Annotated in this window: 24 protein-coding genes; 14 read left to right on the top strand and 10 right to left on the bottom strand. The window is 70.8% G+C overall.

Annotated features, from left to right (window positions below; genetic code table 11):
* Positions 1-39: 39 nt before the first annotated feature.
* Positions 40-219: a DUF5302 domain-containing protein gene (locus tag FHU39_RS11615; protein ID WP_183320489.1), complete on the top strand. Its 180-nt coding sequence runs from the start codon at positions 40-42 to the stop codon at positions 217-219.
* Positions 220-299: 80 nt separating this feature from the next.
* On the opposite strand, the gene FHU39_RS11610 is transcribed toward FHU39_RS11615, so the two are convergent.
* Positions 300-1,802: a leucyl aminopeptidase gene (locus tag FHU39_RS11610; protein WP_183320488.1), complete on the bottom strand. Its 1,503-nt coding sequence runs from the start codon at positions 1,800-1,802 to the stop codon at positions 300-302.
* 80 nt (positions 1,803-1,882) lie between these two features.
* On the opposite strand from FHU39_RS11610, the gene gcvT reads away from it, so the two are divergent.
* Positions 1,883-2,986 (top strand): glycine cleavage system aminomethyltransferase GcvT, encoded by a 1,104-nt coding sequence (gcvT, locus tag FHU39_RS11605; protein ID WP_183320486.1) that lies wholly within the window; start codon positions 1,883-1,885, stop codon positions 2,984-2,986.
* 24 nt (positions 2,987-3,010) lie between these two features.
* Here gcvT and FHU39_RS24705 read toward each other — a convergent pair whose 3' ends face one another.
* From FHU39_RS24705 to FHU39_RS24985, 3 genes are all read right to left on the bottom strand, one after another.
* Positions 3,011-3,586 carry a DUF937 domain-containing protein gene (locus FHU39_RS24705; RefSeq protein WP_183320484.1) on the bottom strand — a complete coding sequence of 192 codons (576 nt, stop codon included), beginning with the start codon at positions 3,584-3,586 and terminating at the stop codon, positions 3,011-3,013.
* A 100-nt stretch (positions 3,587-3,686) separates the two neighbouring features.
* The gene (locus tag FHU39_RS11595; RefSeq protein WP_183321021.1) at positions 3,687-4,358 is read right to left on the bottom strand and encodes a response regulator; all 672 of its coding nucleotides are present in this window, start codon (positions 4,356-4,358) and stop codon (positions 3,687-3,689) included.
* Positions 4,348-5,547, bottom strand: a complete 1,200-nt coding sequence (locus tag FHU39_RS24985; RefSeq protein WP_183320483.1) for a histidine kinase — start codon at positions 5,545-5,547, stop codon at positions 4,348-4,350. The genes FHU39_RS11595 and FHU39_RS24985 overlap by 11 nt, the downstream gene beginning before the upstream one ends.
* 132 nt (positions 5,548-5,679) lie before the next feature.
* On the opposite strand from FHU39_RS24985, the gene FHU39_RS11585 reads away from it, so the two are divergent.
* The 4 genes from FHU39_RS11585 to FHU39_RS11570 all read left to right on the top strand — a co-directional run bounded on the left by FHU39_RS11585 (position 5,680) and on the right by FHU39_RS11570 (position 8,400).
* Positions 5,680-6,579 carry an ABC transporter ATP-binding protein gene (locus FHU39_RS11585; protein ID WP_183320482.1) on the top strand — a complete coding sequence of 300 codons (900 nt, stop codon included), beginning with the start codon at positions 5,680-5,682 and terminating at the stop codon, positions 6,577-6,579.
* On the top strand, positions 6,576-7,388 hold the full coding sequence (locus FHU39_RS11580; RefSeq protein WP_183320480.1) for an ABC-2 transporter permease: 813 nt from the start codon (positions 6,576-6,578) through the stop codon (positions 7,386-7,388). Before FHU39_RS11585 ends, FHU39_RS11580 begins: the two co-directional genes overlap by 4 nt.
* Positions 7,389-7,474: 86 nt before the next feature.
* Positions 7,475-7,690 (top strand): hypothetical protein, encoded by a 216-nt coding sequence (locus FHU39_RS11575; RefSeq protein ID WP_183320479.1) that lies wholly within the window; start codon positions 7,475-7,477, stop codon positions 7,688-7,690.
* A 359-nt stretch (positions 7,691-8,049) separates the two neighbouring features.
* Entirely contained in the window at positions 8,050-8,400 is a 351-nt protein-coding gene (locus tag FHU39_RS11570; protein ID WP_221185241.1) for a GNAT family N-acetyltransferase, read from the top strand.
* A 119-nt stretch (positions 8,401-8,519) separates the two neighbouring features.
* Here the strand turns inward: FHU39_RS11570 and FHU39_RS11565 are convergent, their stop codons facing one another.
* The gene (locus FHU39_RS11565; protein WP_183320478.1) at positions 8,520-8,945 is read right to left on the bottom strand and encodes an NUDIX domain-containing protein; all 426 of its coding nucleotides are present in this window, start codon (positions 8,943-8,945) and stop codon (positions 8,520-8,522) included.
* Positions 8,946-9,457: 512 nt separating this feature from the next.
* Entirely contained in the window at positions 9,458-10,066 is a 609-nt protein-coding gene (locus tag FHU39_RS11560) for a DUF3043 domain-containing protein (protein WP_183320476.1), read from the bottom strand.
* 78 nt (positions 10,067-10,144) lie between these two features.
* Here FHU39_RS11560 and FHU39_RS11555 point away from each other — a divergent pair, with 78 nt between their 5' ends.
* The 3 genes from FHU39_RS11555 to FHU39_RS11545 are packed head-to-tail and all read left to right on the top strand — an operon-like array spanning position 10,145 to position 13,431.
* Positions 10,145-11,509: a M20/M25/M40 family metallo-hydrolase gene (locus FHU39_RS11555; RefSeq protein WP_183320475.1), complete on the top strand. Its 1,365-nt coding sequence runs from the start codon at positions 10,145-10,147 to the stop codon at positions 11,507-11,509.
* Positions 11,506-12,339: a nucleotidyltransferase domain-containing protein gene (locus tag FHU39_RS11550; protein ID WP_183320474.1), complete on the top strand. Its 834-nt coding sequence runs from the start codon at positions 11,506-11,508 to the stop codon at positions 12,337-12,339. The genes FHU39_RS11555 and FHU39_RS11550 overlap by 4 nt, the downstream gene beginning before the upstream one ends.
* Before the next feature lie 57 nt (positions 12,340-12,396).
* Positions 12,397-13,431 (top strand): glutathione S-transferase family protein, encoded by a 1,035-nt coding sequence (locus tag FHU39_RS11545; RefSeq protein WP_183320472.1) that lies wholly within the window; start codon positions 12,397-12,399, stop codon positions 13,429-13,431.
* Here the strand turns inward: FHU39_RS11545 and FHU39_RS11540 are convergent, their stop codons facing one another.
* Positions 13,432-14,520: a DUF2330 domain-containing protein gene (locus FHU39_RS11540; protein WP_183320470.1), complete on the bottom strand. Its 1,089-nt coding sequence runs from the start codon at positions 14,518-14,520 to the stop codon at positions 13,432-13,434.
* Between the two features lie 103 nt (positions 14,521-14,623).
* On the opposite strand from FHU39_RS11540, the gene FHU39_RS11535 reads away from it, so the two are divergent.
* From FHU39_RS11535 to erpA, 4 genes are all read left to right on the top strand, one after another.
* On the top strand, positions 14,624-15,592 hold the full coding sequence (locus tag FHU39_RS11535; protein ID WP_183320468.1) for a nucleoside hydrolase: 969 nt from the start codon (positions 14,624-14,626) through the stop codon (positions 15,590-15,592).
* Between the two features lie 49 nt (positions 15,593-15,641).
* Entirely contained in the window at positions 15,642-16,319 is a 678-nt protein-coding gene (locus tag FHU39_RS11530) for a M50 family metallopeptidase (protein ID WP_343065834.1), read from the top strand.
* 70 nt (positions 16,320-16,389) lie between these two features.
* Positions 16,390-17,814, top strand: a complete 1,425-nt coding sequence (locus tag FHU39_RS11525) for a glycerate kinase (protein ID WP_183320465.1) — start codon at positions 16,390-16,392, stop codon at positions 17,812-17,814.
* Between the two features lie 108 nt (positions 17,815-17,922).
* Positions 17,923-18,285, top strand: coding sequence for an iron-sulfur cluster insertion protein ErpA (erpA, locus tag FHU39_RS11520; protein WP_183320463.1), 363 nt, complete (start codon positions 17,923-17,925; stop codon positions 18,283-18,285).
* Positions 18,286-18,466: 181 nt separating this feature from the next.
* On the opposite strand, the gene FHU39_RS11515 is transcribed toward erpA, so the two are convergent.
* Positions 18,467-21,781 carry a glucodextranase DOMON-like domain-containing protein gene (locus tag FHU39_RS11515; protein ID WP_183320462.1) on the bottom strand — a complete coding sequence of 1,105 codons (3,315 nt, stop codon included), beginning with the start codon at positions 21,779-21,781 and terminating at the stop codon, positions 18,467-18,469.
* Between the two features lie 162 nt (positions 21,782-21,943).
* Here FHU39_RS11515 and FHU39_RS11510 point away from each other — a divergent pair, with 162 nt between their 5' ends.
* A complete protein-coding gene (locus tag FHU39_RS11510) occupies positions 21,944-23,308 on the top strand; it encodes an FAD-binding protein (RefSeq protein ID WP_221185240.1) in 1,365 nt (454 codons plus the stop codon).
* On the opposite strand, the gene FHU39_RS11505 is transcribed toward FHU39_RS11510, so the two are convergent.
* The gene (locus tag FHU39_RS11505) at positions 23,286-24,722 is read right to left on the bottom strand and encodes an MFS transporter (RefSeq protein ID WP_183320461.1); all 1,437 of its coding nucleotides are present in this window, start codon (positions 24,720-24,722) and stop codon (positions 23,286-23,288) included. The two genes, FHU39_RS11510 and FHU39_RS11505, sit on opposite strands and share 23 nt — an antisense overlap.
* Positions 24,719-26,020, bottom strand: coding sequence for a M20/M25/M40 family metallo-hydrolase (locus FHU39_RS11500; RefSeq protein ID WP_183320460.1), 1,302 nt, complete (start codon positions 26,018-26,020; stop codon positions 24,719-24,721). Before FHU39_RS11500 ends, FHU39_RS11505 begins: the two co-directional genes overlap by 4 nt.
* Positions 26,021-26,080: the final 60 nt, after the last annotated feature.

The raw sequence follows: 26,080 nt of genomic DNA, 5'->3' as shown, positions 1-26,080 counted from the left end.
AGTGATCCGATCAGCCCACAGTGCTAAGGAGGCCACTGCATGACCGACAAGCACGGACCCAGTGACGAGGTCAAGCGCAAGTTCCGTGAGGCGCTGGACAAGAAGCACGCGCACGGCGGCACGGACGTGTCGGACCACTCGGAGCACTCCAAGGTCGCCGGCGCGCACAACGCCGAGACCAGCGGTGCCCAGCAGATGTTCCGTCGCAAGTCCGGGTGAGCCAGGCCCGAAAACCGTTCAACAACAAGGAACCCCGCACCGGTCGACGGTGCGGGGTTCCTTGTTGTGCTGGGCTGCGGTCAGCTGCGGGCCCGGGCCAGCTGGACGAGAGTGCGCACGCCGTAGCCCGAGGCGCCCTTGTCGACATACCCGTAGGACTCGTCGCTGGAGTATGCCGGTCCGGCGATGTCGAGGTGCACCCACGGCAGCTGCTCGCCGGCCGCGTCGTCGCCGACGAAGTCCTGCAGGAAGAGCGCGGCGATGATCATGCCGCCCTGGCGGGTGCCGGTGTGCTTGGTGTCGGCGACCAGCGACTTCATCCCCGAGCGCAGGTGCTGCAGCAGCGGGATCGGCCACAGGTCCTCCCCGGCGGCGCCGGCGGCGTCGAGCACCTCCTCGCGCACGGTGTCGTCGTTGCTCAGCGCGGCGGCCGTGCGGGTGCCGAGCGACAGCACGGCGGCACCGGTCAGGGTCGCGACGTCGACGACCAGGTCCGGTTCGTCCCGGGACGCGAGCGCCAGGCCGTCGGCCATCACCAGGCGGCCCTCGGCGTCGGTGTTGATGATCTCGACGGTGCGGCCGTTCGGCATGGTGACCACGTCACCGGGACGCTGGGCGTCCGCGCCGGTGAGGTTCTCGGCGAGGCACAGGTAGGTGGTGACGGCGACCGGCAGACCGAGGTCGGCGATGGCGGCGGTGGCCGCCGCGACAGCAGCCGCACCGGCCATGTCGCACTTCATGGTGATCATGCCCTCCGGCGGCTTGATGCACAGTCCGCCGGAGTCGAAGGTGATGCCCTTGCCGACGAACGCGATGTGCGACTTGGCGCGGGTCGGACGGTAGGTCAGCACAGCCATCCGCGGCGGGCGGGCCGAGCCGCGACCGACGCCGATAAGACCCCCGCAGGACTCCTTGGCCAGGGCCTTCTCGTCGAGCACCTTGACCTTCACCTTGGACCCGGTGAAGTGCTCCTTGACGGCGGTCGCGAACGAATCGGGGTACAGATCGAGCGGGGGAGTGTTGACCAGGTCCTGTGCCCAGGCGCGGTGTTCGGCGACCACCTGGGCCTGCTTCACCCCGGCCCGCACCGTGCTGTCCTTGGCCAGTGGTGAGAGCACGGTGATCTTCGCGATCGGTTTGCGCTGTTTGCCGTCGGATTTGTATGACGTGAACTCGTACGCCCCGAAGAGCGCACCCTCGCAGGTCGCGACGACGTCGGACGGCGACCCGCTCGGGAACGCGACGGTGACCGAGGTCGCCTTGCCGCGCAGCGCGCGAACCGCGGCCCCGGCGGCACGGCGCAGCGCCTCGGCGTCGTCGGCGGACGGCATACCCTCGACGCCGCAGCCGGTGATCACGACCGTGCCGTCGACGCCGGGTACGCCTGCCAACCGGATGATTTCGTCGGCTGCCGCGGTGGCTCCCAGCGTGAGCAGGTTGGCGTCGACGTGTTCGCGCGCTTCCGCCGGGAGTGCGGGAGTTGCGGCGACCTGGGAGGCGTCACCGTCCTTGACGGCGAGCACGACCAGCGCGTCGCTCTTGCTCTTGCCGACCACCTGGTCGACGACGTTCAGCCTCGGCACGGGCTTTTCTCCTTCACTCCGTGAGAGCGGACGGGACTCCGGCGACGATACGCCCTCCCGGAAGCGCTACCGTGCCCGTCATGAGCGAGCAGCTGAAGACCTCCCCGTTGCACGACCGTCACGTGGCACTCGGCGCGAAGCTGGCCGATTTCGGCGGCTGGGAGATGCCGATCGAATATCCGGGCGGCGGGGTGCTGCGGGAGCACACCGCGGTGCGGGAACGTGTCGGCATCTTCGACGTCTCGCACCTGGGCAAGGCACTGGTGAAGGGGCCGGGTGCGGCCGACTTCGTCAACAGCTGTTTCACCAACGACCTGCGCAAGGTCGCGCCTCCGAAGGCGCAGTACACGATGTGCCTGGACGACGCGACGGCCGGCGTCGTGGACGACCTGATCCAGTACTTCCGTGCCGAGGACGAGGTGTTCCTCGTGCCCAACGCCGCGAACACCGCCGAGGTGGTCCGGCGGATGCAGGAGAAGGCCCCCGCCGGCCTCGAGATCACCGATCAGCACAGCGATTACGGCATCATCGCGGTGCAGGGCCCGAAGGCACCGGAGGTCGTCGCGGCGCTCGGCCTGCCCACCGACCTGGACTACATGTCGTTCGGCACCGCCCAGTGGCAGGGCCGCGAGGTGATCGTGCTGCGGTCGGGCTACACCGGGGAGAAGGGCTTCGAGCTGGTGCCGCGCTGGGACGACGCGCCGGCGCTGTGGGACGCTCTGGTCGAGGCGATGGCACCCTACGAGGGTCTGCCGTGCGGCCTCGGGGCGCGGGACACGTTGCGGACCGAGATGGGTTACCCGTTGCACGGTCACGAACTGTCGATGGACATCACGCCGAACATGGCACGCGCCGGCTGGGCCGTCGGGCGCGCGAAGGACGCCTTCTGGGGCAAGGACGCGCTCGCGGCGCAGAAGGACGCCGGCGGCTACCGGTTGACCTGGGGCCTGAAGGCGACCGGGCGCGGCATCCCGCGTCCCGGCTGCGAGGTGAAGAACGCCGACGGCGCGGTGGTCGGCACCGTGACGTCCGGCACGATGTCACCGACGCTGAAGGTGGGCATCGCCATCGCCCTGCTGGATCGCGGGACCAAGGAGGGTGACGAGCTCGTCGTCGACGTGCGCGGTCGTGCGCTGCCCGCGGTCGTGGTGAAGCCGCCGTTCGTGCAGACCGAGGTCGACTGACCGGCCGCCGCGGCAACCGGCGGGTCAGGCCTTCCGGCCGCCGCCGAGCAGCCCGCCGAGGATCTCGCCCAGCCCGCCCGGCAGGCCGACTCCGCTACCGGGCGCGGCACCACCGGCCTGCGTGCCGCCACCGAGGGCGCCACCGCCCAGGATGCTGCCGAGGATGTTGCCCAGCCCGCCGGCGGTTGCGCCGCCCTGCGCGGTGCCCGCGGTGGCGGTGAAACCACCGAGCACCTTCCCGGCGAGGTACTGCAGCACGATCGGCGCGAGGATCGGCAACAGCTTCTTGATCAGGTCGTTGCCGCCGCCGAGCCCACCGAGCTGAGAGACGACCTGCGGTTCGTTGGCGCCGAAGATGTGGCTGACCATCTTGTCGGCCTCCGCGCCCGAGACCGACGCCGGATCGCGGTCCTGGTGCTGGCTGAGTGCCTCGGTGAGGGACGCCGCCCCATCGGGATCCGCGGCGTTCGCCTGGAGCCCGCCGAGCAGCGTCGGCACGGCCTGCTGCACCGCCGACTGAACCTGCGCCGGGTCGGCGCCGACCTGTGCCGCGATCTGATCGATCGGCAACTGACTGATGATGTCCTCTGACGCGCCCATGAGGTGTCCCTTCGCGTGGTCGATCGTGACGGATGCTGCGGCCGATGGGGCCGGATCGGTGCAGCGTACCCGCGCGCTGCGGGTCCGCAACGGATCTGCGTCAGTCGGCGCCGGCGTCGTGGACGACGATCGCCACCTGCACGCGGTTGTCCGCGCCGAGCTTGGCGAGCACCCGGGACACGTGCGCCTTCACGGTGGGCACACCCATGTACAGCTGTCGTGCGATGTCGGCGTTGGACAGCCCCTGACCGATGAGTTGAGCGACATCCAGCTCTCGGCCGGTGAGCGTGGCCAGGCGCTCGCGGGCGGCATCGCGGCCGTCGTCGTGGGTGGCGGTGACCCGTTCGACGAGTTGCCGGGTCACGCTCGGGGACAGGATCGGATCGCCGGCGACCACCGAGCGCACGGCGTCGACGAGGCGTTCCGGTGGGGTGTCCTTGAGCAGGAAACCGCTCGCGCCGGCACGCAGCGCCTGGACGATCAGGTCGTCGGAGTCGAACGTCGTCAGCACGATGATGTATGGCGGATCCGGTTGTGCGGCTATCGTTCTCGTCGCTTCGATGCCGTCGACACGCGGCATCCGGATGTCCATCAGGATGACGTCCGGCCGGTGTGCGCGGGCCGCGGCCACCGCTGCGGCACCGTCCGCCGGGTCTTCAGCCAGCACCTCCATGTCGGGGGCGCCGCGCAGGATCAGCCGCAACCCGGCACGGACCAGTGCGTCGTCGTCGACCAGGAGGACGCGGATCGGCTGCCCGTCGTCAGGAGTCATCACGCCGCCACGGTAGCCGTGCGCGCACGACGAAGTCGCCGGCGCGGTCACGCCCGGACGTGAGCTCGCCGCCGACGAGCACCGCACGCTCGGTCGCACCGACCAGACCCAGCCCGGAGTCGGGCAGTTCCCGCGGGTCACCGGCCGCCTGGGCCGGCGGGTTCGCGTTACGCATGACGATGTGCAGGTCGGACGCGTCGTGGGAGATGCCGATCGAGATCGGCCTGCCCGGCGCATGCTTGCGCCGGTTCGTCAGGCCCTCCTGCGCGATCCGGTAAGCGTTGCGCGACACCAGCTCGCTGAGCCCGGTGAGGTCGTCCGGCAGGTCGAGTTCGACCGGCCCGTCGGTGGATTCGACGTTCGCGACGAGTGCGGGCAGGTCCGCCAGGGTCGGTTGTGGTGCGTCGGGGACGGTGCTGACGGTGGTCGGGTCACGCAGCACACCGAGCACCTCGCGCAACTCGGTCAGGGCGGCGTGCGCGTTGTCCCGGATGATCGTCATCGACTCGCGCAGCTCCTGTTCGGACAGGTCGGTGCGGTAGCTCAGCGCCCCGGAATGCATGGCCACCAATGAGATCCGGTGTGCCAGCACGTCGTGCATCTCCCGGGCGATCCGGGCCCGCTCGGCCACACGCGCCTGCTCGACCCGCAGGTGCTGCCGGTCCTCGGCGACCATGAGCTGGGTCCGCAGGTTGGCGACGAGGAGCCGGCGCGCACCGATGGCGGATCCGATCGCGATGCACAACGCGATCGCGAGCAGGCCGATCACGACGCTCGAGATCCAGTCGCTGACGGTGGGGTGCGGGGTGGGGAAGAAGAACTGGAAGATCCACCCGGCGACGACCCCGCCGATCGAACAGATCACCACCGGTCGCCACTTGCGGTGCGTGGTCAAGGAGATGAGCGCGATGGCCGATGGCGCGGCCGAACTCGCCGACACCGCCGAGAACGCCGTCAGGACCAGGCAGATCCAGAACGGAAACCGCCGCCGCCACAACAACAGCACCAGGGAGACGAGCCCGATGCCGGCGTCGACCCACACCCAGTGGTGCGGCGGACCGTAACCCTTCGCCCGGCCGGCGATCTCCGCGGCGAGCAGCCCGCTGCCGACGAGGGCGGCGGCGGCTTCCCGCCATACCTCTCCCCACAGGTGGCGTCGGCGGCTGATGCCGGGCAGCGCAAAGGTCACGCGGACAGCGTAGGGCGCCGTGCGATGGATCCGGCACCGTCGGGAGTTGGCGAAATGCCATACCAAAGTAGGAGGTCGTTTCCATCGTGCGGCCGATGTGCCGGACCCGGTCGACCCGGCAGGGTGAGTGCCATGATCGAAGTCGAAAACCTCACTCGCCGCTACGGACCGTACGTTGCGGTCGACGATGTCTCGTTCCGGGTGCACCCGGGGACGGTCACCGGATTCCTCGGCCCGAACGGGGCCGGGAAGTCGACCTGCATGCGGATGATCACCGGCCTCACCCCGCCGACGTCCGGCACCGCGACGGTGCTGGGCAAGCCGTATGCCGCCCTCGGCAACCCCGGCCGGCACGCGGGTGTGCTGCTGGACGCGTCCGCCCAGCACAACGGCCGCACCGGCCGGGAGATCCTCACCCTCGGCGCGATCATGATGGGCCTGGACCGGCGCCGCGTCGACGAGATGCTGGAGCTGGTGGGTCTCACCCCTGCGGAGTCCCGGCGCCGGCTGCGCAACTACTCGCTCGGGATGCGCCAGCGCCTGGGCATCGCGCACGCCCTCCTCGGAGACCCGCAGGTGCTGATCCTGGACGAGCCGGCCAACGGGCTCGACCCGGCCGGTATCCGGTGGATGCGCAGCCTGCTGCGCGGGTTCGCCGACGAGGGCGGCACCGTGCTGCTGTCCTCGCACCTGCTGCACGAGATCGAGGTCGTCGCGGACGACCTGGTCGTGATCGGCCGCGGCAAGATCGTCGCGAACGGCTCGAAGGCGGAGCTGATGTCCGCGGCCGGCACGACGGTCCGTAGCACCGATGACGCCCGTCTGGCGAACGCCTTGGAGGTCGGCGGTTTTCAGGCGGGACCCCTTGCCGGCGGCGGTGTGCACACGGACGCCGAACCCCGGATGGTGGGCCAACTCGCGCTGGAGCAGCAGATCGCGCTCGTGGAGTTGCGCGAGGCCGGCACCGCCGGCCTGGAGGAGATGTTCCTGCAGCTGACCGCTGCCGACGCGCGTGAAGGAGTCGCAGCATGACCGCCACGACACAGGTGCCCGAGAAGCGCACTCCGATGCCACCGCGCATCGACGAGCAGACCGGGTCCGGCATACCGTTCACGCGGCTGGTGTCGCTGGAGTTGCGCAAACTGACCGACACCCGCGCCGGCCGGGTACTGATCCTGGTCACGATCGCCCTGGTCATCGGGGTCGGCCTGATCGGCACGTTCAGCGGAAAGGCCACGCAGGACAAGGATCTCAATGATTTCCTGGCGCTGGGCTCGCTGCCGTTGCAGATGCTGCTGCCGCTGCTCGGCGTGCTGGCCGTCACCTCCGAGTGGTCGCAGCGCACCGGGCTGGTCACCTTCACGCTCGAGCCGCGGCGCAGCCGCGTGGCATTCGGCAAGTGGGCGGCGGCGCTGGTGCTCGGCCTGGCGGGTGTCGTGCTCGCGGCCGTCTCGTCGCTCGCCTTCACCGCACTGGCCGATGCGCTGCGCGACAGCAACCCGTCGTGGGACCTGTCCTGGCAGGTGCTGCTCGGCACCGTCCTCGGGCAGCTGCTCTACATGTCGATCGGTGTCGCGTTCGGCATGCTCATCCAGAACACCCCCGGTGCGGTCGTGGCGTTCCTCATCCTGCCGACGCTGTGGTCGATCCTGGGCAGCTTCTCCTGGGCGGAGAGCGTGGCGCACTGGGCGGACACCAACCGCACCCTCAGCCCGCTGTACGACGGGACGATGCAGGGTGACGACTGGGCGAAACTCCTTGTGTCCCTGCTGATCTGGCTGGCGTTGCCGATGATCGTCGGCATCTGGCGGATGACGCACAGCGAGGTCAAATCGGCCTGAAGCCCGCCGTACGGAGCCGCACGGGACCCATCGGGGGAGTTCCGTGCGGCTTTCGTATGTCGGCGCCGGTCTCTAGGTTTGTCCCCATGACCGACGGCTGGAGTTGGAGCTACGAGGACGCGCACGGAGCGCCGGTCACCTCCGCACAGGTGGTGACGACGGGGTTCCCGACGCAGGGCGATGCGGAGAGCTGGCTGGGGGAGCACTGGCGCACCCTGTTCGCCGGCGGCGTCGCCGCGGTGACCCTGCACCACGCGGATCGGACCGTCTACGGCCCGATGCTGCTCAGCGCCGGCGGTTAGCCGACGCGCCGGACGGGGCGAAGCCACCGCGGCTGAGTCTGACGGTCCGATTCACGAGTGACGGCCGAATTCGGCCGTCAACGGTGATTCCGGCCGTCAGACTCTCGCCGGACGCGCAGTTCGATGCACTGGTCGCAGCGCTGGACACGCCCGACCACACTCCGGCGCTGGCACGTGAGGTCGCTCGCGGGCGCCGATTTGTCCAGCGTTGAATCCCGAATACCGGTCCGTCGCGCTGTCTGAGGCGCACGACGTCTCCGGATTCGATTGCGGTGTCTCGTCGCTCAACGACTGGCTGGCTGCGCATGCGCTCCGCGCGCAGCACGCCGGCGCCGCCCGGACCTTTGTCAGGGTGGACGATGATGCGCCGGGGCGTGTGGGCCTACTTCTCGCTCGCACCGACCGAACTCGGCCGCGCCGTGCTCTCTCGTGGACCGTCATCGGGGTACAGCACGGTCCCCGGTTACCTGCTGGCGAGGTTGGCGGTCCACACCGATCTCCGCGGGCGGGGACACGGCGGCCAGGTCCTGGTGGATGCGCTGACGCGCGTCGCCCGCGCAGCGGACACCGGAGGTGGTCGGCTGGTGGTCATGGACGCCATCGATGACGCGACGGCAGGCTTCTACCGCCACTTCGACTCCATCCCGGTCAAGGACGATCCCCGCCGCCTCGTGATGAAGATGGCGAGTATCCGTCGTCTCCTCGTCTAGCCGACGCACCGGACGGGGCGAAGCCCCCGCAGCGGACCCTGACGGTCCGAATCACGAGTGACGGCCGAATTCGGCCGTCAACGGTGAATTCGGCCGTCAGACTCGCGCTGTACGGCGGCTCACGGCTCACGCCGCTCGTCAGCGACCACGACCTTGAGCAGGGACAGTGCGTCGGCGCCGCGCCAGGCATCGAGCGGGGGTGCCGGGACCCACTCGATTCCGACCAGTCGCGGGCAGTCGCACTCGATCTCCGGGTCGAACCCGAGAACTGGGTCACCGTCGGCCACGGACGCCGAGAAGAGGGCAGTGTTGCCGCCTCTGTGATCAAGACGCGTGACGAACGTCGTGGAGACGACGTCGAGGCCGACCTCTTCCTTGACCTCCCTGACCACCGCGTCCTGCAGGGTCTCGTGTGCTTCGACGCCACCCCCTGGAGGTGTGAGGTACGGCGGCCCGTCGTGGCGACCCGACTGTCCGCGGGAGCGCTGCCGGACGACCAGCAGACGCCCATGTCGCTGGATCAGAGCTGCTACTCGTTGCCGCATGAAGGCAAGTTTTCCAGGGGCTAGGGCTTTCGAGCGCGGAGGGCGACCCGGCGCACCCGGGTGCTGGATGTTCTCCCAGCGCCGGCCCTCGTTCGCCAGGTCGGTGACCGCGTCGTCGGCTGTGCCGGCGTGACGAGCTCGAGCATCGGCCCCGACTTCAAAGCAACAAGTCTCGGGCGCGGGGTCTGGTGTCCCGAGGTGCCGACGGTCGGTGGGTGGGGACGGGGTTTGGCGCCAAAGGTGTCCCGAAGTGCCGACGGTCGGTGGGTGGGGTCGGGGTTTGGCGCCAAAGGTGTCCCGAAGTGCCGACGGTCGGTGGGTGGGGTCGGGGTTTGGCGTCAAGGGTGTCCCGAAGTGCCGACGGTCGGTGGGTGGGGACGGGGTGTGGCGCCAAGGGTGTCCCGAAGTGCCGACGGTCGGTGGGTGGGGACGGGGTATGGCGTCAAGGGTGTCCCGAAGTGCCGACGGTCGGTGGGTGGGGACGGGGTGTGGCGCCGGTGAGGGCGAGCGGCTCAGATCTTGTCGCCGCGCTTGACGCGGGGCATGGGCCGGCGGCCGCTGCGCAGCTGGAATGCGCGCATGACGGCATACGACGCGGTGCCCCGGGGCGGCTCGGTGTGGAAGCGCTCGCGGATCTGCGCCTTGATCCGGCGCACCATCAAGAACGCGTCGACGACGCCGACGACCACGACCAGCCAGACCAGGAAGAACGCGATCATCTGCAGCATGTGGTTGGGCAGCACGGTGAGCACCAGCACGATGAGCATCAGCGGCAGCAGGATCTCGCCGAAGTTGCGTCGGGAGTCGACGTAGTCGCGGATGAACCCCTTGACCGGACCCTTGTCACGCGGCGGCAGCGCCTTCTCGTCGCCGCGGGCGAACGCCTCACGCTGCTCAACCCGCTGGCGGCGGGCGTCGTCTCGCGACTGGCGCTTGGCGGCCTTGCGGTCGGTGGGCACCAGCGGCTTGCGACGGGCGGCCTCCTGCTCCTTGCGGGTCGGCGTCGGCCGACCCTTCTTCGGGGTCTGTCCCGCAGGTGCCGACGAAGCATCCTCCGCTTGCTGCTCTGCAGCGTCGGAGGTGGCTTTGCCATCGGAAGGGGTTTTGTTGCGGCCGAACACGTCCGACAGTGTACGTGTCAGGTGGCAGTGCCCATCGACCGCCGCGGCCCGGTCGGTCGCACCCGCTAGCGTGGCGTTGTGACCGACAACACCGTTGCACCGAATCCGTCCGACCTGTCCGCCACCGTGCACGAGTTGATGCCCGCGATCCGGGCCGATCTCGAAGCACTCACCCGCATCCCGAGCGTTTCCCTCGACTCCTTCGACCAGTCGCACGTCGACGAGAGTGCAGCGGCGGTCGCCGGGTTGTTGCGTGCCGAGGGCCTCGACGTCGAGATCGTCCGCGAAGGAGGCCGCCCGGCCGTCATCGGACGGCTCGCCGCACCGGAGGGTGCACCGACGATCACCCTCTACGCGCATCACGACGTGCAGCCGCCGGGGGAGGACACGGACTGGGACACCCCGCCGTTCGAGCCGACCGAACGCGACGGTCGGCTCTACGGTCGCGGCGCCGCCGACGACAAGGCCGGGGTGATGGCGCACATCGCGGCGCTGCGGGCACACGGCGGTCGGCCGCCGGTCGGCGTCAACGTCTTCGTCGAGGGCGAGGAGGAGGTCGGCTCCGACTCGCTCGCCACCATCCTGCAGCGGCACGGCGACAAGCTGGCGGCAGACGCGATCGTGCTGGCCGACTCGTCCAACTGGACGATCGGCGTGCCCGCCCTGACCACGTCGCTGCGCGGCATGATCCGCGTCGTGGTGACGGTGCGCACGCTCGACCACAGCGTGCACTCCGGCATGTTCGGTGGCCCGGTGCCCGACGCGCTCACCGCGCTGGTGCGGTTGCTCGCATCGCTGCACGACGACAAGGGCGACGTGGCGGTCGCCGGGCTGGTCAGTGGTGATGCGGCCGACCTGGACTTCGACGAGGCCCGGCTGCGCGAGGAGAGCGGGCTGTTGGACGGCGTGCAGGTGATGGGCACCGGGCCGTTCCTGTCGCAACTGTGGACCCGCCCGGCCATCACCACCATCGGCATCGACGCTCCGGCGGTCGACGTCGCGTCCAACACACTGGTGCCGAGCGCCCGGGCGAAGGTGTCGATGCGCATCGCACCGTCGGAGGACCCGCGCGCGGCATACGACCTGCTGCGCACCCACCTGCTCGAGCACGCACCGTGGGGAGCGCAGGTCGAGGTGACCCTCGACGACGAGGGCGCGGGCTTCGACGCGGACGCTGACGGCCCCATCTACACGGCGGCACGCGCCTCGTTCTCCGACGCCTGGGACGGCACCGAGCCGGTCGACATGGGTGTCGGCGGATCGATCCCGTTCGTGGCCGCGTTCGCCGAGAAGTTCCCGGACGCGGCCATCCTGGTGACGGGCGTCGAGGACCCCGACACCCGCGCCCACGGAGCCAACGAGAGCCTGCACCTCGGCGAGTTCGAGCGGGTCTGCCTGGCCGAGGCGCTGCTGCTGGCTCGACTGCCCGGGGCCGTCGGATGACTTTTGCCCCGGCGGTCGGCGACGCGATCGCGCCGCTGCCCGGTGGGTATGCCGACGTCCTCGACCGGGTCGTCACGGCGCTCGAGGCCGACCCTCGCGTGGTCGCGCTGTGGCTCAGCGGGTCGATCGGTCGCGGCGTGGCTGATGCCGGCAGTGACCTCGACCTGATCGTCACGGTCGCGGACCGGGAGGCCGACGACGTCGTCGCTGCCGGCGCTGCGACCTGGGCGTTCCTCGCTCCGGTGGTCAGTCTCGAGATGCGTGGACTGCCAGGGAGTTTCGCGCTGACCACGCCCGAGGGCCTGCGCGTCGACGTCGTGCTGGAGCGGGAGCTGGAGGTCGCGGAGACGCCCTACCGGCACCGGGTGCCCGTCTTCGACCGGCGCCGCACGCCGACGCCTGTTCCGGCCGCGGACGAGGAGCACCGTGGTCCGCAGGTCGCGACGATGGAGGCGGTCGCGACCGAGTTCGCCCGGCAGCTGGCGATCTTCCCGGACGCCGTCGTCGCACGCGGCGACTGGTTGCTCGGTCAGGAGGCGGTGCACAACTACCGCACGTTCCTCTACCAGCTGTATGTCGAGTCCAACCAGCCGTTACCGCCCATGGGTGTCAAGCAGTGGTCGGCGAAATTGACTGCGGCACAACGTGATCGGCTCGCGGCGCTCCCATCGCCCGCTGCCGAGAAGACGTCCGTGATCGACGCCATGCGGCAGGTGACCCGGGTGCTGCGGACCGAGGGGCGTGCGCTGGTGGAGGGTGCTGGCGGCGCGTGGCCGCAGGCCGCGGTCGACGCGGGGCTGGCCCGCTGGCGGGCCTGGGGCCTGGACTGACGCGGGCGGCCGACCGGCCGCGCGCACGCAGCCCGCGCCCTGTGTACCGTCGAAACCATGGCAGAGGGCAGCTACGTCGAAGCGAGCTACGAGCGGGACACGCGCTACATCAACGACCGCATCACCCGCGACGGCGCGGACGGCTGGCCGGTGGAGCCGGGGCGTTACCGCCTGGTCGCCGCCCGTGCCTGCCCCTGGGCGAGCCGGGCGATCATGGTGCGCCGGTTGCTCGGGTTGGAGGATGCGATCTCGCTCGGGCTGTGCGGGCCGACGCACGACTCCGACAGCTGGACGTTCGATCTCGACGACGGCGGGCTGGACCCGGTCCTTGGGATCCCGCGGCTGAAGGACGCCTACGAGAAGCGGTTCCCGGCATATCCGCGCGGCATCACCGTCCCGGCGATCGTCGACGTCCCGTCCGGCGGGGTCGTGACCAACGACTTCGCGCAGCTCACCCTGGATTTCGTCACCGAGTGGACCGACCACCAGCGCGACGGCGCACCCGACCTGTGGCCGGTCGCGTTGCGCGAGGAGATGGCGCCGGTGATGCACCGCATCTACACCGAGGTCAACAACGGTGTCTACCGGTGCGGTTTCGCCGGCACCCAGGACGCGTACGACGCGGCATACGAACGGCTCTTCACCGCGCTCGACTGGCTGGAGGAGCGGCTCGCCGGGCAGCGTTACCTGATGGGGGAGCACCTCACTTGCGCCGACGTGCGGTTGTTCACCACCCTGGTGCGGTTCGACCCCGTCTATCACGGCCACTTCAAGTGCAACCGGCAGAAGCTCGACCAGTTCCCGGCGCTGTGGGCGTATGCGCGAGACCTGTTCCAGACACCGGGATTCGGCGACACGGTCGACTTCGTGCAGATCAAACAGCACTACTACCGGGTGCACCGCGACGTGAACCCGACCGGCATCGTGCCGCTCGGGCCGGACCTGACGAACTGGCTGGAGCCGCACGACCGCGCATCGCTCGGCGGGTCACCGTTCGGTGACGGCACCGCGCCGGGTGCGATCGCGCCGGCCGAGCGCGTGCCGGAGGCGAACAACCCTGCGGTCGGCCCGGACGGACAGCTGCGCGCCTGATCAGGCGGTGACGGGCGTTGCGCGGCGGCGGATCACGAAGGTGGCGACACCACCGGCAACGGCCCCGAGCAGGATGACCAGCAGCACGGCGATGTCACCGGGGATCAGGTAGTCGTCGGTGTAGTAGTAGCTGACCACCGGGGTGTCGTGCGCGGCGCTGGTGAAGGTGAAGTCGCTGCGCACCTGCGCCCCGGGGTCGTCGAACACCTGCGACATCTCGGTCAACCAGGGTTCCCCGACGGCGAGCTGTTGGAGGGTCGGCGAGGTCAGCTTCGAGGTGTCCACCCGGTCGGCGTACGTGGTGCGCAGGTCGCCCTGCCGGGCCGTCGGGTCGGTGCGCGCGACCCGATGGTCCGCGAGCACGTAGGTGGTGACCCGCTGCGTCTCCTTGGCGCCACGCGACATCCGCATCGGGTACACCAGCTTGTCGCTGGCAAAACGCAGACTGACCGGAGGCAGGTCGCCGGACAAGGACTTGCCCTTCGGGGTCAGCGTCATGGCCGTGAACGCCCAGCCCTTGTCGAGGTATGGCGTGACCAGCGCCTCGAACCGCCGTGACATCACGAAACCGTGCTTGTCCAACCAGGTGTGCAGATCGCCGGCGTTGCCGGCCGTCAGGCTGACCGCACGGAGCGGTCCGAGGTCGACCGCCGAGAGGACGTGCACACCAGTGGGTGCCGCGCTCTGCGGCGCGGCGCCGTTCGCGGAGCTGTCGTCGGTCCCACCGAAGAGCACCGGCGGTCCGAACAGGTGGTGCCGGGTGCGTTGACGGGGTGTCGTCTGCTCGGAGAGGTCGGTGAACACACTTCGGTCGGCCAGCGCCGGCGTCGCCGGCTTCGGGGTGGGGACCAACAACCCCGCCTTGGTCGCGTCGGACCGGGCGGACAACGACATCACGATGGTCTCCTGGCCACCGTGCCGGGTGATCAGCGCAGTCTCCTGCGTCACCGCGGTCGTCTCGCCGGGCGGGTTGACGACCCCGCCGCAGGCGCACGCGCTCGCCGGTGGCGTGACCGCGATCAGTCCGATCGTCGCGAGGAACGCGGTCACCACGAACTGCGCCGCCCGCCGCACACACCACTTGCCCATCCGACCTCCCCAGTCTCCGACCTCCGATGCCGTGGCGCCGGTGATGGTTCCCTTCGCCGGCGGTGGCCACCACCGGCACGCCCCGCGGCGCTACGGTCGACCCATGCAGAGCATCCCGGTGGTGATGGACGTCGACACGGGTGTCGACGACGCGTGCGCGTTGTTGCTGGCCGCGCTGCACCCGCAGCTGCGGCTCGTCGCGGTCAGCTGCGTCGGTGGCAACACCGACGTCGACCAGGTCACCCGGAACACGTTGGCAGTGTTGGAGATCGCGGGGCGCACGGATGTGCCGGTGGCCCGCGGCGCCCAACGCCCGCTCATCGAGCATGCCGTCCATGCGCGGCACGTGCACGGCGACGACGGGATGGGCGACCTCGGGTGGGCGCGCACCGATCGCGAACCCGACGCCCGGCACGCGGTCGAGCTGTTGCGTGACGTGCTCACCACGGCGGAGGAGCCGATCACCCTGGTGCCGACGGCACCGATGACCAACATCGCGCTGCTGGTCCGCACCTACCCCGAGGCGTTGCGCGGCATCGGCCGGATCGTCTTCATGGGTGGCGCTGCACGTCAGGGCAACGCTACGGCGTCCGCGGAGTTCAACGTGTTCCACGATCCGGAGGCGACGGCGATCGTGCTGGACGCGGCCGCTGAGCAGGGCATACCCGTGACGATGTACGGGCTCGACGTCTTCTACGGGCCGGCGGTGACCCGCGCCGAGGCCGCGGCCCTCGCCGCAAGCGGTCAGGGCGACGCCGCGCGACTGGCCGGGGAACTCGTCGGGTTCCAGTGCGAGCGCTTCGGATCCGAGCAGGCGACGATCGGGGACGCGGGCGCGGTGTGCGCCGTCATCGACCCCGACGGGATCTCCACGACGCCCCTGCCGGTGCGTGTCGAACTCGCCGGGTCGTGGTCGCGCGGGCGGACGATCGTCGACACCCGCGACTGGAGCGGTGACCGCGAGCACGACCCGGCCGGCCGCGCGGACGCCGTCGTCGACGTCGCGCTCGAGGTCGACGCCCGCCGGTACGCCGACCTGTGGCTGCGCACGGTGGGCGGCACCCCGGCGTGATTTCCTGACCCCGGTCGTTCACCGGTACATGGAGCAGTGGTGGGAGCGGGTGACGGCGACGACGCCCGCGCCGGACGAGCGGGTCACCGCGTTGCTCGCGCTGGTCGCGCTCGGCTGCATCGCCTGGGCCCCGGTATGGCGCGTGACGCGTCACGTGGTCACGGTCGTCCACGAGGGCGGCCACGGCGTGGTGGCGCTGCTGGTGGGGCGGCGGTTGTCCGGCATACGACTGCACTCGGACAGCTCCGGGTTGACCGTCTCGCGGGGCAGGCCGACCGGTCCCGGGATGGTGCTGACCCTCCTCGCCGGTTATCTCGGCCCGTCAGTGCTCGGGCTGCTCGTCGCGGCCGGCATACACAGCGGCCATGCCGTCGGCACGCTCTGGCTGTTGCTGATCGCGCTGGCGTTGCTGCTGCTGCAGATCCGCAACCTCTACGGGCTGTGGGTCGTCCTGGTGAGCGGCGCCGCGCTGTTCGCGGTGACCCGTTGGCTGGACCCGACCACCCAGACCGCCGTCGCGCAGACGATGTGCAGTTTCCTGCTGCTGGCGGGGCCGTGGTCGCTGGTCGACCTGCAACGCAGCAGGCGTGCCGGGGTCGCGCGGCGCTCCGATCCCGACCAACTCGCGCGGATCACCCGGGTGCCGGGCACCGCCTGGTGGGTGCTGATGCTGCTGGTCTCACTGGTCTGCCTGGCCGGCGGCGGCATGCTGCTCATCCGCGCCTGAGTAGAAGCACCCAGCGGATAGGCGCAGGTTCGCGGATCCCGGCCGCCCGCAACCGGGCGATGGTCGATAGATGATCACTCCAGGCACCCGGGAAATGACGTACGACACCGACGGCTCGTTCGGCTCCGAACCGCGCGTCCTGGCCGCGCTCCTCGCCTGGATGGCGTGGGCGGCGGCCGTGTTGGTGGGACTCGGTGTGCTGGGCGACCCGGCGGTGGCCCAGGACTTCGAGACCGGCAGCCACACCCGTTCGACCGGTGGAGCCCTGCTCGCCATACCACTGCTCTACCTGGCGGCACTCGTGCTGGGTTGCGTGTCCGTCACCAAACCGAGCACCGGACGCACGATCTCGTTCGTCGTGCTGCTCTGTGTCGGCGCTCTCCGTGCCACTGACCCTGTTCGCCATGGCCCTGGCTTGACACCGCCTCGTCGCCCCCGACGCGCATCGCACACACTGGTTGCCGTGACGATGCGCGTTCTCCTGTGCAGTGACCGTTGGGGACCACTACCCGCGACCGACGTCACGTCCGCGATCGCCGCGGGCTGGCATGACCGGCAGCCGGGCGCCGAGGTGCTCCCGCTGCCGTTCTCCTCCGGAGGCACCGGGTTCGTCGACTGCCTGGCGGCGTCCCTGCCGGCCACCCCGGACGAGGTATGGCGGCTGCGCGCCGACACCACCGACTACCTCGACGGTGGACTGCTGACCCCGGACGGCGACTCGGGTCCCCTCGGGTCCGCGATCGCCACGTCGATCGACGACGGTGCCCGCCGCATCGTGATCGGCATCGGCGAGGCGGACGGTGTGGACGGCGGCGCCGGACTGATCCACTCCCTCGGCGGCAGCGCGGACCTGCGGGAGGCGTTGCCGCGCGCCGCCGAGCGCACCCGCGGCGTGCGACTCGTCGCGGCATACCGGGGGGACACCCCGCTGCTGGGACTCAAAGGAGCCTCCGCGTCGGCGGTCGGAACCCTCGGCTGGACCAGGCAGCAGGCCCAGGACCACGAGCGCCGCATCGGCGAGTTCGCCGACAACGTCCGTCGGATCCTGCCCCCGCGCACCGACCTGCTGAGCGGCAGGACGCCACGACTCGACCTCGAACCGGGCAGCGGCGCCGGCGGGGGAGCCGGGTTCGCACTGGCCGCCATCGGTGCCCGGCTGCTGCCCGGTGCGGACGTCTTCGCCGACGCCGTCGGACTCCGGGACCGGGTCGCCGGCGCGGATCTGGTCGTCGTCGGGACCCAGGTCTTCGACTGGCGCAGCCTCGGCTACGACACGGTGGCCACCGTCGTCGAGGCCGCCGTCGACGACGCGACCCCCGCCATCCTGCTCGCCCACGAGGTCGAGGTCGGCCGCCGCGAAACCATGTCACTCGGCGCGTCCGCGGCATACGGCATCGTCGACCCGCGCAGCCTGCGCAGCCGCGAGGACACCGACCTGCTCACCGGTCTGACCGCACTGGCGCGCCGCGTGGCGGGCACCTGGTCGGCGGTATGACGAAGAGGACGTACCCTGGAAGCACACCACGGGGAACAAGAACGGGCAGCACCGTGTTGCCACTGCTGACCGAATCCCGTTCGACCGCCACGAGAAGGACTTGATGCAATGAGCGTCGACACCAATGCTGCTTCGACCACCGACACCCACGGCGTCACCCTGACCGACGTCGCCGCGTCCAAGGTCAAGAGCCTGCTCGAACAGGAGGGCCGCGACGATCTGCGGCTGCGCGTGGGCGTCCAGCCCGGCGGCTGCTCGGGCCTGGTCTACCAGCTCTACTTCGACGAGCGTTCGCTCGACGGTGACCTGGTCCGCGACTTCGACGGTGTCGAGGTCGTCGTCGACCGGATGAGCGCCCCCTACCTCGAGGGCGCCACGATCGACTTCGCCGACACCATCGAGAAGCAGGGCTTCACGATCGACAACCCCAACGCCGGCAGCTCCTGCGCCTGCGGCGACAGCTTCAGCTGAGTTTTCTGCTCCAGCTCCTCGCACGACAAGAGGCGAGCTCACCCGAACAAGTTCGGTGAGCTCGCCTCTTGTCGTGGTCGTCGCTTCCGCGGCCGTCGGCTTGTCGTCCCGGTGAGTTCTCGTGGGCTGTTGCCCAGGAGAACCGCATTGCCGCGTTCGGCCGCGGGCCGCGGCCGTTCGGTTACGGGACCGTCACACCCTCCACCGCGACAGGGCCGTGCTCCGGGTCGAGCTCGGCGGCCTGGTCCGTCCCGGACGGGGCGATGACGTCCATCACCTTGGGCACCGTGTTCGGGTCGGCCGAGCAGATCGGGACGGTGTCGCCCGACGCGCACACCCCGAAGGAGTACCCGCCCGGGGTGGCGGTGAACGCACGCGCCTGGTCGGCGCTGTAGCCGTCCTGACCGGCCAGCGCGACCGAGAAGACCCAGCCCGACGTCGGCGTGCCGAACTGGGCGGCCGGCAGCGCGATGGTGATCGTCTTGTTCGCCTGGGACGCGACCACCGCGGAGACGGAGCCGACGGTGTTGCCACCGGCATCCACCCACACCGGGGAGGCGAAGCCCTGCACCTCGAGCCGCTCGTTCCATGCGCTGCCGGTGGTCAGCGAGTAGTTCCGGCTCGCGTACGCCGCCGACGTGGAGGTCGGCGTGACGCCCGGCCGCTGCACGTAGACGTCGAGCAGTTGCGCACCCATCAGGCTGCCGAACGTCGGCGTCAGGTCACGCAGGGTGGTCCGCAGATAGACCGTGTCGCCCTGGGTGAGCACCTGGAACCGGGTGATGTCGTACGAGCCCGCGACGAAGTCGGAGGCGGTCGGGTACTGGTAGGTGCCCGGCCCGTTGTCGTCCCCGGTCGGGTCGGTCACGTCGAGCACCGACGTGCCGCCGACCAGGTCACCGGTCACCGACACCTGTGCGTACCCGGTGCCCGCAGCCGTTCTCGACGTCACCGTGATGACATCGGTGCCGAAGCCCACCGGCACCGAGAGGCTGTAGGAGCCGTCCGCACCCGCGGTGGTCGAGACCGGCGCCGCATACGTCCCCGTGTCGGTGCCGGCCGTGGCGGCGACGACCTTCGCGCCGGGGGTGGTGGTGCCGGTCACGGTGACCGTGCCGCTCACCGTCGAACCGGCCGTCGGTGACGTGATCGTCACCGGCACGTTGCCGGGTGCGCCGTGTGCGACATACCGCCGGGTGGTGATGGCCGGCCGGTCGGTGATCGAGTTGCTCCACACGTCGGTCATCAGCCGCAGCAACTGCGCCTGCGCCCAGGTCAGCGGTGCCGCGGACCCGGTCGCGTGCCCGTTGCGGAAGCCGATCGACGCCGTCGTCGGGTCAGTGCCGTACGGTGACGCTGCCAGGTCGCCCGCGGTCCACACCTGCTCCGGCACCAGCCCGACCCCGCTGGCCGAGTCGAGCATGAAGTCCAGCTGCGAGGTCGCCAATGACCGGTCGCCGGTCGCCAGCGCGGACTCGGCGCGCTCGCCGGACAGCACCGGCCAGACGCCGCCGCTGCCCGTGTCGGTGGTCGGCCACGGCTCGCCCGGGGTGCTGCACGAGGTCTGGGACGGTTTAGCGCAGTCGCCGTACCCGTCCGCGGTGCCCAGTGACGCGTCGTTGCCGTACCGGTAGTAGCCGGTCCCGGTCGCGGTGGACTGCGAGATCTGCTTGTCGAGCACCTTCAACGAGTTGCGGACGTCGGCGTCGGTCGGGCTCAACACGCCCAGCCGCACCAGGTCCTGGAAGCCGCCGTCGACGACCGCCCGCTGGTCGAGGTCGGGCCCGCCGTTGCCGAGGTTGTAGGTGTATGCCGAGTCCGGGTCACCGTTCTTGGAGAGCCGGATGAAGTACGGGCTGTCGCTGTAGGGGCCGTTCGTGGTGACCGTCAGGTCCTTCACGGTCCGCTCGAAGTGGTCGGCGGTCGCCTGCCACAGCTGGGCGTCCGCCGTGTCGCCCTGGCGCTGGGCGATGGTCGCGGCGGCGGTGAGCCCGGCGATCTCCGCGGCGATGGTCGACGGGGAGTAGCCCGACTGCTCCTCCCAGCGCTCACCGGAGGTCCACGGCCCGTGCGCCACCAGGTAGTTCGCGGCCGGCTTGATGTGGTCGGTGAACAGCGACCGGTCCGACCCGAGCCCGGTCAGGTAGGCCATCAGGATCGGGTAGGCGGTCTCGTCCAACTGGTCGCCGCCGGTGTCCGGAGCGGACTTGCCGTTGAGCAACGAGTTGCGCGGCATGTTGCCGGCGGCCTGCTGCTGCTTGTCGAAGAGGAAGCGCGTCGCCGCCCGCGCCGACGCGACGTCGCCGTCGGCGAGGAAACCGGTGGTCGTCTCGTAGAGGTCCCGCGCGAACACCTCGCGGTAGGACCCGAAGTAGACCGGTTCGCCGCCCACCAGGTCGCCGGCGCTGACGGCTTGCCCCCACGGGCTGGCCAGGGAGGCGACCGTCGCACCTGCGAACGTCTTGTCCTCGCTCGCCTTCAGCACGTTGGCGGACAGCCAGTACGCCGCGCGCTGCTTCGCGGTGGCCGACCGCGCGGGCTGCTTCAGCCGCCGGTCGTAGGCGCGCCAGGTGTTGGTGTATGCAGCCGCCACGGCGGGGAAGGCCCGCGACACCGACCGGCGCGCGGTGTCGACCGCGCCCTGCTGGGTGCGGCCGAAGCCGAGGGAGAGCGTGATGTCCTGCCCGTGCCGCGGGGTGACGTCCTCGGTCGCGACGACGTGCCCGTCCGGTGCGCTGGAGTACGTCGTGCCGAGCCGGTGCGTGGAGTCGAGACCGGTCAGCCCGTCGGAGCCGGTGCCGGCATACCCGACGGATGCCGCACCCGGGTGTGCCGTGGTCAGCGCCATGAAGGTCGGCACGGCATACGTCCGGTTGACCGCCTGACTGACGGTGCCCGTGTCCTGGACGACCGGGACCCCGCCGGCGACGGTTCCGGTGTCCGCTCCGCCGTTGGCCGTGCCGCCACCGCCGTTGCCGTTCACGTGCGCGTCGAGACGGGCGTACACCGACAGCCTGCCGACATCGAGTCGTGAACCACGTGTCGCCGAGAGCCGCGTGTGCATCACCACCGAGTCGCGGGCCGGGTCGGTCACGTACGTCGTGGTGAGCCGGTAACCGCGTGTGCTCGTCGCGGTGACCGTGCACGTCATACCCGTCGGGTCGGCGGAGACCGTGTAGGTCAGGTCGCGGCTCTGCAGGTCGGTGAACGTCCTGCCGTCGGTCACGACGTACTGCAACGACTGCACGTTCGAGTTGTCGATGGTGGGCTCGTAGACGTCCGACAGCACTCCGTTCGCGACGGTGTACCAGACCTTCGAGCCGCCGGCCGAGGTGCCGACGCAGTCCTTGCGTGCCAGGTCGAACCGGCTGAGGGTGCCGGGGCCACCCGGTGCCGCGGTGGTCTCCGCGTGCGCCGGCGTGTACGGCGCCAGGAGACCGAGCGCAGCAACGACGGCCGTGCCGAAGCCGAGCGCGAGACGTGCGGTACGAGACATGGATCACCTGCTGATTTGTTGGAGAGGGGGGTTGAAAGACCGAATCCGGGCCTGTCTGGCGAGGACGCTACTCCGCTTTCGACCCCTGTGGGGGTTTGCGAGCAACGGCAGATTCCGCCGAATCGGTCGAGCGGGCCCGGCGCCGGTGGGGCCCTGATTGCCGTGGGCTCCCTCGACGACCTGGTGCACGGCACCGTATGGCGACCCGGTGATCACGGGTACGCCGATCAGACCACCGGCTTCAACCTGGCGGTCACGCATTCACCGGCCGTGGTCGTCGCGGCGGCCGACGCCCAGGACGTCGTGACCGCGGTGCGCTTCGCGGCGCAGGAGGGTCTGCCGGTCGCGGTCCAGACCACCGGGCACGGCTGCCACAGCAGTTTCGCCGGCGGCGTGCTGATCACCATGCGAGCCATGGACCAGGTCCGGATCGATCCGGCGACCCGCACCGCGACCGTCGGCGGCGGTGCCCGGTGGCGTGCGGTGCTGGACGCGGCGGCGCCCTTCGAGCTCGGCGGGCTCTGCGGGTCCACCAGCGACGTGGGGGTCGTCGGTTACACGCTCGGTGGCGGGCTGCCGGTCCTCGGGCGGGCCCTCGGATTCGCCGCGGACCGGCTCCGGTCGGTGGACCTGGTCAGCGCCGACGGGCGACTGCGGACGGTGGACGCCGACAGCGATCCCGACCTGTTCTGGGGGCTGCGCGGGGGAGGCGGCAGCCTGGGCGTCGTCACCTCGATGACCTTCGGGCTGGTCGAACTGTCGCGTATCGCGGCGGGCGGCGTCATCTTCGACGGCGCGCACGCACAGGAGGTGCTTGCGGCATACACCGCCTGGGTGCAAGGGGTGCCGGACGACCTGTGCAGCTCGCTGGCGTTCCTGCGGTTGCCGCCGCTGCCGGAGATCCCGGAGCCGCTACGCGGCCGGTTCACGATGCACCTGCGGGTCGCGTCGACCGGCACCGTCGCGGACCTCGACCGGATCCTGGCACCCATGCGGGCGTGCGCGCCGGTGCTGATCGACACGGTCGGCGACCTGCCCTACCAGCAGCTCGACACCATCCACCAGGACCCCGACCACCCGGTGCCGTTCGCCGAACGCGGTGTCCTGCTGGACGACGTGACCCCCGCGTTTCAGGACGCCATCCTCGACCACGTCGGTCCCGACGCGGACTGCCCGTTGCTGCTGGTCGAGCTACGGCACCTCGGCGGTGCCCTGCGCACCGCCCCCGACGGTGGCGACGCGATCGGCGCACGGGACGCCGCCTTCAACTTCCTCGGCATCGGCGTGCCGGCCGGACCCGCCGCGGCCGCGGTCGGGGCCGCGCTCGACGCACTCGACGCGGCCGTCCGCCCGCACAGCACCGGCCGCACCTTCGTCAACCTGCACGGCGCTCCGGGCGGCACGGGTGACCGCGCCCGCGCGTGGCACCCCGAGCAGCACGACCGGCTGTCGCGGCTCAAGGCGCGCCTGGACCCGGCGGTGCTGTTCGGTCACGAGCACGCGCTCACGCCGGCTCCCGCTCTGTGACGCCCACCTCGCCGGTGCGCACCACCAGCAGCAACAACCCGCCGAGCAGGGCCGTGGCCCCGCAGATGACCCACACCGTCAGGTAGCCGTGCAGCGGCGCGTGGTTCTGTGCCGCGTCGGAGTCGATCGACCCGGTCGTCGCCAGCGCGATCGCGAACAGGCTGCTCGCGATCGCACCGCCGACCGTCTTGGTCATGTTCGTCATACCCGTGACGACGCCGGTATGACGTGCCGGGGCCGCCGCTGCCGCGGCCGCGGGCAGCCCGGCCACCAGCATTCCCGAGCCGACACCGGCGATCGCCAGGTTGACCATCAACGCGCCGGTGCTGCCGTGCCGGGGCACGAACAACAGGTAACCGACGGCGACCAGCAGCGACCCCACGGCGAGTGCCCCGCGTGCGGTCAGCCGCCGCGCCACCGCGGGGAGCAACACGGCGCCGACCGCGAGGGTCGCGACATACAGCCCGATCAGGGTGGACACCCGCGCCGCGGTCACGCCCAACCCGTATCCGGTCACCGCGGGGTCGGTGCGGGCGAACGTGGACAACGGGATCTGCGCACCGAGCACGGAGAAGCCGAAGAAGAACGACGCGAGCTGGATCGGCGCCTGACCCCGGCCGAACAACAGCCGGGTGTCGATCAGCGGCTGGGCCTGCTCCCGCTCGAACCGCACGAACCAGCCGAGCACCGCGAGACCGGCCAGCAGGGTGACGATCGCCACCGGGCTGCCGGGGCCGTCCACCCGGACCAGGATCAACCCCGCCATCAGGCCGATCAACCCGACACCGATCAGCACGGCGCCGCCGACGTCCAGCCGCTCCCGGGACTGCACGGGTACGCCGGGCACGCCGAACCAGATCGCCGGCAGCGCGAGCGTGACGATCACCGCGGGAACGCACAGGACCAGGTGCATGGACCACCGGTCGGCGAGCGCACCGGACAGCAGGGCCGTGGCGATCACCGCCACCTCGAGCGTGCAGACGAGGACGGCAGCGGCCAACCGGGTCATCCGCTCGTCGCCGGCGGCGCGACGGTGCACGATCGCGATCTCCAGCGGCAGCCAGATCGTGTAGCAACCGGCGAACGCCCAGAAGACCAGGAACGTCCAGAAGTCCGGCGCGAGCGCGACGCCCCAGGTCGCGACCGCCGTCACCGCCGTCGACCCGATCAGCACCTGCCGGTGACCGACCAGGTCGGCGACGCGGGCGAGCACGGCAACCACGATCGCGGACAGCGCGAGTTGCGCCGCCTCGAACCAGTTGACGTCGGCGTCCGCGATGCCCAGCTCACGGGCGATGTCGGTGTAGAGCGGGGTGTAGAACCCCTGCAGTGCGCCGCTGGCGATCTCGACGCACACCAGGAAACCGACGACCGCGCCGACACCGGCCAGCGGGCGCGTTCGGGTGGCCGTCACAGCGCCCGCAGCAGCGCGCGGTACCAGGCGATGCCCTCCAGGTAGGACTGCACCTCCAGATGTTCGTCGACGTTGTGCAGGCTCTGCCGTTGGGCCTCGCTCATCCGGAACGGGTTGAAGCGGTAGCAGTTCGGCCAGACCCGCTGGAAGTGGCGCGCGTCGGTGCCGGCCAGCACGACATACGGGACCGGGACCACGTCGGGCATCACCTCGCGGGTGATGCGCTCCAGCAGCTGGAAGGCGTCGCCGAGGTCGGCGACCGGGCTCGGGTCGTAGCAGCTGTGCACGACCACCTCGACGTCGTCTCCGACGACCGTGCGCACCCGCTCGATCGCGTCCTCGGCGCTCTCGTCGATCGCGACGCGCATGTTCACCCCGGCGGTCGCCGTCGTCGCCAGCACGTTGTTCGCCGGGGCGCCGCTCAGCTGGGTGATCGCGTACGTGGTGCGGGCCATCGCCGCCGTCGCCGGTCCGAGCCGGGCGAAGACCTCGGCCAGCGGGCGGCGCAACGCCGCGGCACGGCCGACGACCATGCCGAGCGGCCCGCTGGTGTGCGGTGCGAGCCGCCGCAGCATCTCGACGGTCGGCTCGGACAACCGGGCAGGTGCCGGGTGCTTCTCCAGTGCCAGGATCGCGCGGGCCAGCCGGGCCGGCGCGCTGCGCTTCGGCGGCATCGAGGCGTGACCGCCTTCCGCGCGTGCGACGAGTTCGAGATTCGCCACGCCCTTCTCGGTCAGTCCGATGACGGCGAGCGGCGCCGAAACACCGGGGAAGGCGCCGCTGACCGCCATACCGCCCTCGTCCAAGACCAGCCAGGGCTGCACGCCGCGCTCCTGCAGCGCCGCCACGGCGGCGGGGGCGGTGTGGCCGAACACCTCCTCGTCCGACCCGAACGACAGCCACACGTCCTGTGCGGGCTGCACGCCGTCGGCGATGAGTTCCTCGACCGCGGCGCAGATCGCGACCAGTGACCCCTTGCAGTCCAGCGTTCCGCGGCCCCAGAGCACGCCGTCCACCACGTCGCCGGCATACGCCGGGTGCGTCCAGTCGTCCCGTGGGTTGACCGGCACCACGTCCTGGTGGGCCATCAGCACCAGCGGCCGCTCGTCGGCCGCGCCCGGCCAGCGCAGCAGCAACGCGTGATCGGGCAGGTCGACCTGCTCACACGTGGCGAACAGCCGGGGGAACTGCTCGCGCAGGTCCGCGTGCAGCCCGTCGAACTCCGCGTCGTCCTTGGCGTTCCCGGCGACCGTGCGGCGTCGGACGGCGGCTTGCAGTGCGGCGACGGCGTCTGGCATGGCCAGAGTGTATGGCGACAGCGCTACCGGTCGGTAGCGGTTCGGTGGACCGCGGGTCGG

The organism is Flexivirga oryzae (genome assembly GCF_014190805.1).
GTDB lineage: Bacteria > Actinomycetota > Actinomycetes > Actinomycetales > Dermatophilaceae > Flexivirga > Flexivirga oryzae.
The sequence above is the reverse complement of the archived record's forward strand: the minus strand, read 5'-3'. Positions and strand labels throughout refer to the sequence as shown.